At 46.2% G+C, this 12,879-nt stretch carries 12 protein-coding genes, 9 tRNA genes and 1 rRNA gene; 2 read left to right on the top strand and 20 right to left on the bottom strand.

The genetic code is table 11. The annotated features are described in order from the left end of the window. Positions 1–21 precede the first annotated feature (21 nt). Positions 22–261: a post-transcriptional regulator gene (locus MHI14_RS06635; RefSeq protein ID WP_036617497.1), complete on the bottom strand. Its 240-nt coding sequence runs from the start codon at positions 259–261 to the stop codon at positions 22–24. A 227-nt stretch (positions 262–488) separates the two neighbouring features. Here MHI14_RS06635 and spoVB point away from each other — a divergent pair, with 227 nt between their 5' ends. Then, positions 489–2,123 carry a stage V sporulation protein B gene (gene spoVB / locus MHI14_RS06630; protein ID WP_091027613.1) on the top strand — a complete coding sequence of 545 codons (1,635 nt, stop codon included), beginning with the start codon at positions 489–491 and terminating at the stop codon, positions 2,121–2,123. Positions 2,124–2,126: 3 nt separating this feature from the next. Here the strand turns inward: spoVB and MHI14_RS06625 are convergent, their stop codons facing one another. Further along, positions 2,127–2,855 carry a DUF421 domain-containing protein gene (locus MHI14_RS06625; RefSeq protein WP_091034732.1) on the bottom strand — a complete coding sequence of 243 codons (729 nt, stop codon included), beginning with the start codon at positions 2,853–2,855 and terminating at the stop codon, positions 2,127–2,129. A gap of 228 nt (positions 2,856–3,083) precedes the next feature. On the opposite strand from MHI14_RS06625, the gene MHI14_RS06620 reads away from it, so the two are divergent. Further along, positions 3,084–3,476, top strand: coding sequence for a TIGR04086 family membrane protein (locus MHI14_RS06620; RefSeq protein WP_017686772.1), 393 nt, complete (start codon positions 3,084–3,086; stop codon positions 3,474–3,476). Between the two features lie 125 nt (positions 3,477–3,601). Here MHI14_RS06620 and yajC read toward each other — a convergent pair whose 3' ends face one another. The 18 genes from yajC to rrf form a co-directional block, all read right to left on the bottom strand. Further along, on the bottom strand, positions 3,602–3,916 hold the full coding sequence (gene yajC, locus MHI14_RS06615) for a preprotein translocase subunit YajC (protein WP_091027608.1): 315 nt from the start codon (positions 3,914–3,916) through the stop codon (positions 3,602–3,604). Between the two features lie 67 nt (positions 3,917–3,983). Next, positions 3,984–5,120 carry a tRNA guanosine(34) transglycosylase Tgt gene (tgt, locus tag MHI14_RS06610; protein ID WP_036616872.1) on the bottom strand — a complete coding sequence of 379 codons (1,137 nt, stop codon included), beginning with the start codon at positions 5,118–5,120 and terminating at the stop codon, positions 3,984–3,986. Between the two features lie 43 nt (positions 5,121–5,163). Next, a complete protein-coding gene (queA, locus tag MHI14_RS06605) occupies positions 5,164–6,192 on the bottom strand; it encodes a tRNA preQ1(34) S-adenosylmethionine ribosyltransferase-isomerase QueA (protein WP_091027605.1) in 1,029 nt (342 codons plus the stop codon). A gap of 6 nt (positions 6,193–6,198) precedes the next feature. Further along, the gene (locus tag MHI14_RS06600; RefSeq protein ID WP_445670330.1) at positions 6,199–8,304 is read right to left on the bottom strand and encodes a SpoIID/LytB domain-containing protein; all 2,106 of its coding nucleotides are present in this window, start codon (positions 8,302–8,304) and stop codon (positions 6,199–6,201) included. A gap of 73 nt (positions 8,305–8,377) precedes the next feature. After that, positions 8,378–9,388, bottom strand: coding sequence for a Holliday junction branch migration DNA helicase RuvB (ruvB, locus tag MHI14_RS06595; RefSeq protein ID WP_091020485.1), 1,011 nt, complete (start codon positions 9,386–9,388; stop codon positions 8,378–8,380). Positions 9,389–9,443: 55 nt separating this feature from the next. Then, positions 9,444–10,058 carry a Holliday junction branch migration protein RuvA gene (gene ruvA, locus MHI14_RS06590; RefSeq protein WP_036616866.1) on the bottom strand — a complete coding sequence of 205 codons (615 nt, stop codon included), beginning with the start codon at positions 10,056–10,058 and terminating at the stop codon, positions 9,444–9,446. Then, the gene (gene ruvC, locus MHI14_RS06585) at positions 10,055–10,558 is read right to left on the bottom strand and encodes a crossover junction endodeoxyribonuclease RuvC (protein ID WP_017686765.1); all 504 of its coding nucleotides are present in this window, start codon (positions 10,556–10,558) and stop codon (positions 10,055–10,057) included. The genes ruvA and ruvC overlap by 4 nt, the downstream gene beginning before the upstream one ends. 308 nt (positions 10,559–10,866) lie before the next feature. Beyond that, positions 10,867–11,559, bottom strand: a complete 693-nt coding sequence (locus MHI14_RS06580; RefSeq protein WP_289390239.1) for a BofC C-terminal domain-containing protein — start codon at positions 11,557–11,559, stop codon at positions 10,867–10,869. 204 nt (positions 11,560–11,763) lie between these two features. After that, a tRNA-Pro gene (locus tag MHI14_RS06575) sits at positions 11,764–11,837 on the bottom strand. Positions 11,838–11,844: 7 nt separating this feature from the next. Continuing rightward, a tRNA-Leu gene (locus MHI14_RS06570) sits at positions 11,845–11,923 on the bottom strand. Between the two features lie 16 nt (positions 11,924–11,939). After that, positions 11,940–12,016, bottom strand: a tRNA-Arg gene (locus MHI14_RS06565). Positions 12,017–12,022: 6 nt separating this feature from the next. Then, positions 12,023–12,097 (bottom strand) — tRNA-Gly (locus tag MHI14_RS06560). Positions 12,098–12,120: 23 nt separating this feature from the next. Then, positions 12,121–12,198, bottom strand: a tRNA-Asp gene (locus tag MHI14_RS06555). 27 nt (positions 12,199–12,225) lie between these two features. Beyond that, positions 12,226–12,299 (bottom strand) — tRNA-Met (locus MHI14_RS06550). 17 nt (positions 12,300–12,316) lie between these two features. Continuing rightward, positions 12,317–12,392 (bottom strand) — tRNA-Val (locus MHI14_RS06545). A gap of 123 nt (positions 12,393–12,515) precedes the next feature. Then, positions 12,516–12,587, bottom strand: a tRNA-Glu gene (locus tag MHI14_RS06540). Between the two features lie 4 nt (positions 12,588–12,591). Next, positions 12,592–12,667 (bottom strand) — tRNA-Asn (locus MHI14_RS06535). 84 nt (positions 12,668–12,751) lie between these two features. Further along, positions 12,752–12,868, bottom strand: a 5S ribosomal RNA gene (gene rrf / locus MHI14_RS06530). Between the last annotated feature and the right edge of the window lie 11 nt (positions 12,869–12,879).

Genomic DNA, 12,879 nt, shown 5'->3' with positions numbered 1-12,879 from the left:
AACAAAAAAGATCCCTTTCGTCTAGAAAGAGGACCCCCGGTATGCAGACACGGTCATAAAGTTCATAAAGCTTGTTGCTTTCAGTGACAAAATGTCGTTCACCAGCTGGTGAAGCGGTGGAATGCCCTGTTTTTCATATTTATGACTGACGCAATTCCAGACATCTTTGCTGGTGACATATTCGTAACCGACAAGCCTTAATTCCTCCGCTTTGCTACGGCAGAGCATCTCTATTGACTGTTCCAACTCCACATCATTCATTTCTTCCAACGGGGAGCCTCCCTTCATACATCCAAGCCTTTATGCGGCATCAATATTACATGATTCGACTTCGCCTGATCATATTCCTTCTTGCTGATTATGGTTCTTTTTGTTAATCGTGTCCAAGTTGTCATGAGAAGATAAAGGACTGGCATAGGATGAAGAACAACGGCTTTGTCCCGTTTATGTTGATAGCCTGTACTTTCAACCGGGAAAGAGGGGTAGTCTTGAAGAAACAGACATTTATCCAGGGGGCCATGATCCTGCTCGCGGCAGGCATAATTAATCGAATACTTGGTTTCATTCCGCGCATTGCGCTGCCACGAGTAATTGGTGCAGAAGGTGTTGGCATCTACCAATTGAGCTATCCCTTTTTTATCGTACTGGTGACATTAATTACGGGTGGTATTCCGCTCGCCGTAGCCAAGCTCGTAGCCGAAGCTGATACCGGTGCCAATCGTTATTCCCCCCAGCGAATCCTGCAAGTAAGCTTAAGCTTTACGTTGACCCTGGGTGTTGTATTCATGTTTTTATGCATTCTATTTGCGCCCTGGGTTACCAAGTACGTGCTCACAGATGAGCGGGTGTACCATACGTTCGTTAGTATGAGCCCCATGATTGCCATTATCGCCGTATCTGCTGTCTACAGAGGGTATTTCCAAGGTAAGCAAAACATGATGCCTACTGCCATTTCATCCATTGTTGAAACCATCATTCGTATCGTCTGTGTCATTTGGTTTGCCTGGCTTCTCCTCCCCCACGGTATTGCCCAAGCTGCTGCTGGTGCCATGCTGGGCGCGCTCGTTGGAGAATTCGGCGGTATGCTTGTACTCTTGTGGAAGTATAACAGGCAGAAGAAAGAGTTACCGCTCGCTAAGCAACAGAACATGTCCAATCTCACAACCAAACCTTCAGCCAAACCTTTAAACCCAATACCTTCAGTTCTGAAAGAAACGGGTACTCCACAGCCCGGATTAATCCGGCGTTTGCTTGCAATCTCTATTCCTGTTACAGCAGGCCGATTGGTTGGCTCCTTATCCTATTTGGCCGAAACCATCGTTACTGCCCAGAGTCTGGCTCTGGCAGGCATATCCAAAGGGCTCGCTACAGCACAATATGGTGCATTACAAGGTATGATTATTCCTTTGCTGCTACTGCCGGGGGCACTAACCTCTTCGCTCGCGACATCACTTGTGCCTTCACTGTCCGAAGCTTCTGCTCAGGGAGATCGCGCACTGATTCACAAAAGAATGCATCAGGCCTTACGTTTGGCACTTGTGACAGGTGCTCCGTTTTCTGTGTTTATGTATGTGCTTGCCGAACCGATGTGTCTTGTTCTGTATAATGATGCATCGATCGGAAGCATGCTGAAACTAATGGCTCCTTTTGCTTTGTTCATTTATATTCAAGCTCCTCTTCAAGCTGCATTACAAGCTCTTGACCGTCCGGGTAAAGCATTGCTGAATACGTTTATCGGTGCTGTTATCAAAATCACGTTGATTTTAACGCTTGCTTCTCGGCCTGAATATGGCATCTTCGGTGCAGTCATCGCCATCTGTGTGAATTCTACGGTAGTTACCCTGTTACATGCCCAAAGCGTACGTAGCCTGCTACAGTTCCGCTTCAAAATGATGGATTGGGTCAAGACGGGTGCAGGAATGTTTATCATGGGAGCAGCGACCCTACTCGTATACGAAGAGACTGCCATGATATTGCCTTTTTGGGTCAGGATGCTTCTCGCTCCTTTTGTCGGGCTTATCGTGTATTTCATCGTCATGGGCTGGACCAAAATGATTGACTTTCATGATCTGTCCCGTGCTCCTTTGATTGGTTCATGGTTCAAGCGCCGCTCAGGCAAATGATTTTCATTTTTTATCATCTTTTGGACTGACATATATCTTCCCATTGTGATCAATGGAGCATATAAATACATCCTTAAAATCCAGAATTCCGTTATGTTGAATTTGATTTTTCAGCCAAAATCTCGTTTTCTGAATGATCTCCAGATTCTGATCCTGGACCTTTCCGTCCATAATTAAGGGTAGTGGCAGACCTTCATATTTAATATTTGGAAATTTAATATTTGGAGATCCGTCAATCTGGTTTTTTCCCGTTTTGGATTTACTGGAGGAAGAATCTTCTGAGTCAGAACCGGAAGAATTGCTATCGTTAGAAGTATTCTCATCCTTGGGAAAAACGGTCAGCTTGCCTGTTGTCTCCAAAATAGCGAAATCAACCTCACCGATACTGTCTACATTCTGTTCACGGAGTTGTTGCAATAGATCATCCAGATTATATCGTTGCTTCCGCATCTCATCCCGGTGAAGAACACCTTTGGAGATCAAAACAGTAGGTTTGCCATCAATTATCAGGCGAAGACGCCGACTTTTAAGACCTATAAAGGCCATTCCGATCTGTACAATAATCAAGGTAAGCATGGGGGCAATCCCATGAGAGAGCGGTTTATCAATATCTTCAATGACAAAAGCAGCCATTTCAGCAAGCATAATGGAGACAACAAGATCAAACATGGATAGCTTACCAATCTCACGTTTACCCATAACCCTCATTGCACAGTACACCAGAAAGTACATGAGAATGGTTCGAAAGATATGTGATCCGACATCTGGGAAGTTCACAACAGGGGTCCTCCTTCGAAACTGAGTTTTTAACAGTTTGCTGGGTAGTGCAATCCCTATTTTGACCTGAACCTTACATGCTCATGCAGAAATAATCCGTTCATTTAATGGAAAACAGTTCATAAGTCCGAAGGCTTGACCATACACTGTATTAACTTATAACTTGTACAAGGGGGTTGCTTCATGCAATTGATCCGCCGCTTGGTTTCGTTTCGAGTGTCCAATCCGATTCTGTCAGGCCTCTGTCAGGCTTTTGTATGGATGTTTATCGGGGCATTAATTCTCTCCTTGTTTCTCTGGATGAGCGGAATGCGGGAACAGGACCTCTCGTTGTATACCTATGTTGTTCATGGCTTGTCATTATTGGTCGGTGGTTTTGTCGCAGGCAAACGATCTGGTGAAAAAGGATGGTACTACGGAGGAATTACCGGAATCGTATATGGACTCCTTGTGCTGTTGATCGGATTTCTCGCGCTGGATGCTTCGTTTAATTGGAAAGATAGTTTACAACTGCTTAGCGCTTTCTTCATTTCAGCTCTCGGTGGCATGTTCGGTGTTAATACGCATCGCTCCTAACTGACTGGTAAAGAACATCAACCTTCCCTCATAAATCAAAAAAGAGAACCGGGTCTCCAAGGAGATCCGGTTCTCTACTAGGGAATACGCCACAAACGCACCCTCGTTATTCTATGTTACAGTAACTATTCAACAGCCGTATCACGAGCTACAGCCGTGCTGATTGCATTACGGTCAAATGTAAGCTTAGTTACATCGTTTACACGCAATACAACCACATCGTCCGTAATCTCAGCGATCGTACCGTGAAGGCCACCAATCGTTACAATTTTATCGCCCTTTTTCAATTGGCTAAGCATCGAATTCCGTTGCTTTTGCTTTTTGTTCTGTGGACGAATCATCAAGAAGTAGAAAATTGCAACCATGAGTACCAGAGGTACAATCAAAGATACAATGCCTCCGCCTGCTTGTGTTCCTGCTAGAGTCATTCCCTGAAACATTCAAACTCCCCCTTATCGACTATACATACAGATATTGCTTGTTAAGCCGGTTCCCTTAAAACCTCAATCAGAAACCTTTGTCATTGTCATGAAGACCATATTGATCGAAAAATTCATCCCGGAAATCAAGCAAACGATCTTCCATAATGGCTTTACGTACATTACGCATCAAATTCTGCAAGAAATGAAGATTATGGATCGTTGTCAAACGCAAGCCAAATGTTTCATCTGCTTTGATCAAATGACGCAGATAAGCTCTGGAATAGTTGCGACAAGTGTAGCAATCACATTCAGGATCTAATGGTCCAAAATCAGTTGCAAACTTGGCATTACGAACTACCAGACGTCCTTGACTGGTCATCGTTGTTCCGTTACGGGCAATCCGAGTAGGCAGAACACAATCGAACATGTCCACTCCACGAATAGATCCCTCAATCAACGCATCGGGCGAACCTACCCCCATCAAATATCGTGGTTTATTGGACGGCAGCAAAGGTAACGTATAATCCAATACACCATACATCAAATGTTTCGGTTCTCCAACACTCAGTCCACCAATAGCATACCCCGGGAAATCCATGGAAGTCAAATCTGCGGCGCTCTGACGGCGAAGATCTTCATGCATGCCTCCCTGTACGATGGCAAACAGACCTTGGTCATGCGGACGAGCGTGACTTTCGAGACAACGTTCTGCCCAGCGGCTTGTTCTTTCGAGTGATTTTTTTACATATTCATATTCAGCCGGATACGGTGGGCATTCGTCAAACGCCATCATAATATCGGAGCCAAGTGCATTCTGGATTTCCATCGCCACTTCAGGAGAAAGGAACTTTTTGTCTCCATTCAGATGAGAACGGAAGTTAACGCCTTCTTCCGTAATCTTGCGCATCTCGCTAAGAGAAAACACTTGGAATCCGCCGCTGTCCGTCAGAATTGGACGATCCCAGTTCATGAATTTGTGCAATCCGCCAGCTTCACGGATGATTTCATGTCCTGGTCTCAGAAACAGGTGATAGGTATTACTCAAAATAATCTGAGCATCCATTTCTTTCAATTCTTCAGGGCTCATTGTTTTGACAGTCGCCTGTGTACCTACAGGCATAAAGGTTGGTGTCTCAATAATACCGTGAGGTGTATGTACACGTCCCAGACGTGCACCGGATTGTTTGCAAGTTTTGATATGTTCATACGTAATTGCTGCCATTGGTTTTAATCATCCTCTAAAAGTTAATCGTTATACCGTTATACTAATATATCAACATGGCATCGCCGAAGCTGAAGAACCGGTATTTCTCTTGGATGGCTTCCTCATATGCCTGCATAATATGTTCCCTGCCTGCTAGTGCACTAACCAACATAACCAACGTGGATTTCGGGAGATGAAAATTCGTAAGCATCCCATCAATCACTTTGAAGGAATAGCCCGGATAGATGAAAATGCTGGTCCATCCGCTGCTCGCTTGCAGTATTCCATTTTCAAATTTGCTGCCTACCGTTTCCAAAGTCCGGCAGCTCGTTGTCCCAACCGCAAAAACACGGTGTCCATTCTCTTTGGTCTGGTTAATCAGATCTGCCGTTTCTTGTGACAAGGAGTAATACTCTTCATGCATGACATGATCTTCAACAACGTCAACCGACATCGGTCTGAATGTTCCCAGTCCTACATGAAGCGTGATGAAGGCCACATTAACACCTTTGGCACGAATCTGATCCAACAATTCATCCGTAAAGTGCAGTCCCGCTGTAGGTGCAGCCGCCGATCCTTCATGCTTGGCATACACGGTCTGATACCGTTCGCGGTCATCCAATGTCTCCTTGATATAAGGTGGCAACGGCATCTCACCCAGACGGTCCAGAATCTCCTGAAAGATTCCATCATACGTAAACGTAAGTGTACGTGCCCCCATCTCGCCCTCTTCTTCAATGATTGCCTTCAGTTCCTCACCGAATACAATGACCGAACCGGCTTTCAGCTTTTTACCCGGCTTAACCAGTGCTTCCCACTTGTCGCCTTCCACATTTTTAAGCAATAACACTTCCGCTTTTGCTCCGGTATCTTCTTTTGTACCGAACAGACGGGCTGGTAGAACACGTGTATCATTCAGAATCAATGTATCGCCGGGATTCAGAAAATCGATAATATCGGGAAACGTTTGATGATTAATCTCACCACTATCTTTGTTCAAGGTAAGCAAACGGGATGCCGTGCGATCAAGCAACGGCGTCTGTGCTATCAATTGCTCTGGTAATTCAAAATCATATAAGTTCACATTCATTTAGTTTCATTCCTTAACAATAGTCGCATTTTGATAATAGTGTTTCAATATTGCCTGGTAATCATACCCTTCATCTGCCATGCCTTTGGCTCCCCATTGGGACAAGCCCAAACCGTGGCCATTGCCCTGACCGATGAACATGAAGGTCTGACCCTGCGTTACCGCTCTCGCTTGACCATCACCACTCATAACGACAAGTGCATTACCGGATGATGTTCCTGCGCCAGAAGAAGACAATACAGAGGCACCATTTGAGCCGGTTTTACTGGCTGTTTTGCCGTCAGCGCCTAATACAGTATAACTTCCGGTCCCTGCAATATCAAATAAAGTGCTCGGTAATCCACCGAGTGCAGAGCGGTATGTATCGGCATATTTCACCGTCATTGCCTGTCCGTTGGCAGTGACTTCAAGTGCTCTTCCGGAAGGTCCACGCTTGGTCACTTCCAAGGTTGAGATTGAAGCAGGAACAGACGCTGTTGTTTTACCCTGAAGGGATTTAACCAACTGAGCTGACGTGAAAGGTCCTCTCACCCAGGCATAGTCATTGGATTGAGGCACTTTTGCCAGTACAACAGCTTCGTTGCCTGGATTCATTTTGGCTACAGGTTCAACGGTGGATTGAATTAACGGAACGGCACGCACATTGGTGTTCTGAGCCGTTACCGTTACTTTTGCCAGTCCTGCATTGGTCTTGGTCGTTAATTCTTTGATGTTATCCTCACGAATGTACCCGCTAACGCCTGAACTGAGCAGCACATGGTACCACGTATGTAATCCTGCCTGGGCTGATGTATCTCCCGAGCTAACCACATTGGTGAACACACCTGCTCCGCCGTTCCATACCTCAGAAGGATGAGCCGTCTGGCCGCCAGCATTGGAGGAGAATACAGCTTCAATGATTTTCCCACCGCTCTTGACCACTTCTCCAGCAGTTGCATCCACTGCACTGGTTACTTTATCGTTCTCCGAACCAATCCCGTTATAGGCTTGGCTGAGCGTTGTATCCACGACATTCGCAATTTTGAATCGTTCACCCTGTTGAAGCGCGTAGGATCGAGCAGCTACAGCTTGAACTTTCAGAGCTTCAGCAGGCCAGGAGGAATACACCTCTGCCCCTACGACAGAGTACAGGTATTGCTCCAGTGGAACGACGTTGACCAACGCCAGATCACCACTTACGATGCTGATTTCCATATCTCCACGATACGTTCGCTGAGAACGTTCCACTACTTTGATCCCATTGCCATTCCCTTGTACCAATGCTTTGGATTCAGTACCTGCAATGGTGTAATGCGGAGCTGTTTTGATTGCATCCGTACTTAATCCTGCATCTTGGCGGATGATGAGTCCTGCACTATTGTTGACAGGTGAAAGGCTTACCCCTGGAGCTTTGGCTTCCACACTGTTCTTCAATGCGGTTAATTCCGCATCCGTTGAAGCTTCACCCACCCATACCGTGTATGCTTGGCTTCCTCCACTCAGTTGAAGGACTGGATAGACACTACTAACTCCTGCTGATAAAAGGTTGGCTTGTGCTGCCTCTGCTTCCTGAATCGAACCATAGGTTCCAGCAGACAGGCGTTTACTTCCTGTTACAGCTGGCTTTTGACCAGCCAATTGAGCTGCTGCTACCTTTTGTACTCGTGTAACAGCTTGTCCTGCCAGTGCCTCCGTTGCATAGTTGCCTGTGTAGAGCTGGTAAATGGCATTTCCATTCACAGACGTTGTGAACAGCAACGGTTTATCTGCGGTTGCCTGCAACAATTTTGCTGCTGCAGATGCTGCCTTAAAGTCCGCTGTTTCCAACACCTTTACTCGGAATCCATCTGCACTGAAACGGACTTGTCCTGCCGGAAGGTTTACATTTGCGCCGCTCTCCGATTGGATGCTCCATTGTCCTGTCGATTCAAGCGTAATGAGTGGTGTAGTTGATTTATACGTACTGCCCAGATTCGCAAACATGGCTACCCGGATCGTCTGTCCATCATTTCCTGCTGCATATGCAGGCACTTGCAGACAACCCACTGTCAAAAGAGCTGCCGCCAGTACCTTCAATCGACGACTCCACTTCTTCGTTCGTATTGCTTTTCCCACAATCAGACTCCTCTCCATGCATTTCTTTCACTTTATATCGGGTTAACACGTGATTATTTCAATGTTTATGATGAATGTTCAACAGATTTGATTATTTACCGTCTCTTGGAGGAACAGGTAGACCCAAATGATGATAGGCGAGATCTGTTACGATCCTGCCCCTTGGTGTACGCTGAATCATACCAATCTGAAGCAGATACGGTTCATAGACATCCTCTATCGTCTGACTTTCTTCACCAATCGTAGCAGCAATTGTATCCAGCCCTACCGGGCCTCCCCGGAAGCTATTGATCATCGATTTGAGCATCTTGTGATCAATCTCATCCAGGCCACGCGGATCAATCTGGAGACGTTGCAGTGCTTCTTCCGCCAGTGTCTGCGTTATAATCCCATCACCACGCACCTGTGCAAAGTCGCGTACTCGTTTTAACAAACGGTTCGCGATCCTCGGTGTCCCACGTGAGCGCAATGCAATCTCTTGCGCAGCATCTCCCACAATCTCCACACCCAAAATTTCGGTAGAGCGTGAGACGATATAAGCCAGCTCATCAACCGTGTAGAATTCCAAGCGACTGATAACACCAAAACGGTCTCGAAGTGGAGCAGACAGCAAGCCAGCACGCGTTGTAGCCCCAATCAGAGTGAATGGCGGCAGATCCAGCCGAACAGAACGTGCACTTGGACCTTTACCAATCATAATATCCAATGCGGAATCTTCCATAGCGGGGTACATGACTTCTTCAACTGTACGATGCAAACGATGAATCTCATCAATAAACAAGACATCGCCTTCCTGCAGATTGGTTAACAATGCTGCAAGATCACCCGGGCGTTCAATAGCCGGTCCTGACGTAGTTCGTAAATTAACACCCAATTCGTTGGCAATAATGTTGGCAAGTGTTGTTTTACCCAGTCCAGGTGGGCCATATAACAAAACGTGATCCAATGCCTCATTACGAAATTTGGCAGCTTCAATATATATCTTTAAATTTTCCTTCACCTGATTCTGCCCGATATATTCATTCAGATACCGGGGACGAAGGCTCAACTCAACATTCTGGTCCTCCATCATCAGGTTCGCGGAAATAATCCGATCATCCATGTTCATCCCTACCTTTTTTTGCAGGCTACAGCTATATTATAATATGCAATTTGTATTATCCCGTAAACAGCATTTGCAGCGCCTTTTTCATCAACACATCAACGGAATCTGCTGTAGTAACATCCTTTTTCAATTTGAGCCATACTTTATCAAGCTCACTGTCAGTATACCCAAGTGCCTTGAGACCTTCACGTGCCTCATCCCAGGCTGAACCACTTCCCGACTCCTCCGATGGAGGAGCGAACAGGCCTGTTGCATACGCTGCCGCGCCAAAACTATCCAGCTTATCCTTAAGATCCAGAATCATGCGTTGTGCAGTCTTCTTGCCGATGCCTGGCAATTTGGTCAAGAACGTAAGATTCTCCTGATAAATCGCCGTAACCACATGTTCTGGTGTACCTCCAGCGAGTATGCCCAGCGCTACTTTTGGACCGATACCGGATACTTCAATCAGTTTACGGAACAAACGCTGCTCATCCCGTGTAACAAATCCAAACAGCAACATCGCATCCTCACGCACATGATGGTGAGTGTACACGGTAATTTCGCCTTCTTGCTTCGCAAACGCAAATGGATTTGGACAGAATACACGATACCCTACACCATGAACATCCAGCACAATATAATCATTCTCTACATGAATGAACTGTCCTCTTAGAAAATCAATCATTTTCGCAATACCTCATTCAACTTGGAATTTAATGTATAAGAGTGTGCATGGCACACGGCTACAGCCAATGCATCCGCTACGTCATCCGGCTTAGGAACGACCTGAAGACGCAAGAACATTTTGACCATCTCCTGTACTTGCTTCTTCTCCGCTTTACCGTACCCCACAACGGCCTGCTTGATCTGCATTGGCGTATACTCTGCAATAGGCAAACCCTTCTGTGCGGCAGCGAGTACCATGACCCCTCTAGCCTGACTGACAGACATCGCTGTTGTAACGTTCCGATTGAAAAAAAGTTTCTCCAGCGCTACTGCGTCCGGTTTGTATTTATCAATCAATTGCACCATACCTTCATATACGTGAAGCAACCGTTCCTCTTCAGGGGTATGAGCTTCCGTCTGAATACATCCATATTGTACGGGTACCACCTTACTGCCGATTTTATCCACAAAACCAAAACCAACAATCGCAATCCCCGGGTCAATTCCCAAAAAACGCAAAACCATCTCTCCCTCACAAAAGCGAACATATGTATCGTTCATTTCATTATAACAAAAGATAGACCCTGCGGCAGGAAAAACTTTGTCTAACTGATTACTCGTCTTTATTTGCGGATTTTTTACATGTTTATTCGTATTTCCAACTATTTCAGTTCAAACGACAAAAAGGACATCTCTTCGATGTCCTTCATCATATTCCACATATTTTTGGGTCTATCGCTTGATTCCCTAAACCACCATTGTTATTGCTATTGCCATCATCGTTTCAGTACGTAACAATCTTAATACTGTAGGTGAGGACGTTTGGATTACCCGCCATTACGGATTAAATGGTGATCTTCATCCACGGCATAGTCACTGAACGTAGAGATCACGCTATCATACTCATCCTTGTCCTGAATCCGAATACCCTGCTGCAATTGCTCCAGTACGCCTTCAGGCAAAGAACTCTCCAACGTCCCAACATCCAACTGAAAGAACGTACGAATAACCTTCTCATCTGTAGGCTTACCTTCGTACAAATTAAGGTTCCCTACAGCATCTATGCTGATATAAGCCTGCTGTTTACACAGCGGTGAAAGGTCATCTACACGTTGCTTCAAATGCAACTCATCTGATGTTCCAACGGTAGCATCCCATTCCGGATGTTGAGCCAGCAGCATCTTCAACTGCGGTCTAGCCATCTTGCCTAACTGCTCTGTCTCCACTCCGCAGATGTACTGTGTTTCCAAAACCACACTTGTTAAATGATCCGGATCAGAATCAAGTTGCTCTACTAACGCCTGAATCTCCTGTTCAGATCTTGTTTCCTGCGTAACAGGGCCCATCACACTGGTTGCCTCACTAAAATTAGTTGTTAGCAAACGCTCAATCGCCGATGAGATAGACAACCCGCTGTAAGCCAATATCGTAACTGCAAGCAAAGCCGCCGTCATCCATACTGTTCGTTTCCACCGTCGCCACCGTCTCTTGAATTGTTTTCTAAAGTTAAACGTGTTCACATGAACCCCTTCTATCACTTTTTAAACCTATTGTGACCTAAAGACTGAGGCTTTATGCACAACTAGCTTATCGTCTGAAGAAGGAACACGCATGTGTTAGGTTAGAGAACTTGTCATAGTGAATACCGGAACCTGCATTTATAGAATCTTATATAGATAAATATAAAAAAGCACTATCTATAATTAGATAGTGCTTTTTAGAGATCGGGATGACACGATTTGAACATGCGACCCCCTGGTCCCAAACCAGGTGCTCTACCAAGCTGAGCTACATCCCGTTATATATACCGGCGAGAGGACTCGAACCTCCACGGTTTCCCACTCGATTTTGAGTCGAGCGCGTCTGCCATTCCGCCACGCCGGCAAATTTGAAGTTATAATGGCGCGCCCTGAGAGATTCGAACTCCCGGCCTTTTGATTCGTAGTCAAACGCTCTATCCAGCTGAGCTAAGGGCGCAAATATTGGAGCGGAAGACGGGAATCGAACCCGCGACCCTCGCCTTGGCAAGGCGATGCTCTACCGCTGAGCCACTTCCGCACATGGTATTATTAATATAAAAATGGCGGAACCGACGGGATTCGAACCCGCGATCTCCTGCGTGACAGGCAGGCATGTTAGGCCAACTACACCACGGTTCCAGATCACTTTCGCAAAGGAAAGTATAATTGCGGGGGCAGGATTTGAACCTGCGGCCTTCGGGTTATGAGCCCGACGAGCTACCGGGCTGCTCCACCCCGCGTCGTTATAAAGTTTATATGGTGGAGGCTGAGGGGATCGAACCCCCGACCCTCTGCTTGTAAGGCAGATGCTCTCCCAGCTGAGCTAAGCCTCCATCTATATGACCCGTAGGGGATACTCTCACTTCGTTCGAGACTGCGATGCAGTTGCTAACGAGGTATATCCTCCGACGAACCTTTGGGATTCTCATCCCTTGTTGAAGCTATAAATATAGCTATGACCCGTAGGGGATTCGAACCCCTGTTACCTCCGTGAAAGGGAGGTGTCTTAACCCCTTGACCAACGGGCCTTAATGGCTCCCCGAACAGGGCTCGAACCTGTGACAACTCGATTAACAGTCGAGTGCTCTACCAACTGAGCTATCAGGGAATAATATGCATTTGCAGTGCAAATGCAATTCATCGTACAACATCAACATGCAGAGCCTGTTTTCTATGTATGATGAAAGAGTTCGCTTGGCGGCGTCCTACTCTCCCAGGACCCTGCGGTCCAAGTACCATCGGCGCTAGAGGGCTTAACGGTCGTGTTCGGGATGGGTACGTGTGGAACCCCTCCGCCATCGCCACCAAACGCGTAGCTTA

Origin of the sequence: Paenibacillus sp. FSL K6-2393, assembly GCF_038002545.1 — a bacterium.
In the GTDB taxonomy this organism is placed as follows: Bacteria; Bacillota; Bacilli; order Paenibacillales; family Paenibacillaceae; genus Paenibacillus.
This window is presented reverse-complemented; position numbering and strand designations above follow the sequence as displayed.

Bases quoted from the DNA above. Each gene is read 5' to 3' on its own strand.
- ruvB (WP_091020485.1), bottom strand. From the start codon at position 9,388: ATGGATGATCGGATTATTTCCGCGAACCTGATGATGGAGGACCAGAAT.
- ruvA (WP_036616866.1), bottom strand. From the start codon at position 10,058: ATGATTGATTTTCTAAGAGGACAGTTCATTCATGTAGAGAATGATTAT.
- MHI14_RS06625 (WP_091034732.1), bottom strand. From the start codon at position 2,855: ATGTACTTTCTGGTGTACTGTGCAATGAGGGTTATGGGTAAACGTGAG.
- MHI14_RS06600 (WP_445670330.1), bottom strand. From the start codon at position 8,304: ATGGAGAGGAGTCTGATTGTGGGAAAAGCAATACGAACGAAGAAGTGG.
- queA (WP_091027605.1), bottom strand. From the start codon at position 6,192: ATGAATGTGAACTTATATGATTTTGAATTACCAGAGCAATTGATAGCA.
- MHI14_RS06620 (WP_017686772.1), top strand. From the start codon at position 3,084: ATGCAATTGATCCGCCGCTTGGTTTCGTTTCGAGTGTCCAATCCGATT.
- MHI14_RS06635 (WP_036617497.1), bottom strand. From the start codon at position 261: ATGAATGATGTGGAGTTGGAACAGTCAATAGAGATGCTCTGCCGTAGC.
- yajC (WP_091027608.1), bottom strand. From the start codon at position 3,916: ATGTTTCAGGGAATGACTCTAGCAGGAACACAAGCAGGCGGAGGCATT.
- tgt (WP_036616872.1), bottom strand. From the start codon at position 5,120: ATGGCAGCAATTACGTATGAACATATCAAAACTTGCAAACAATCCGGT.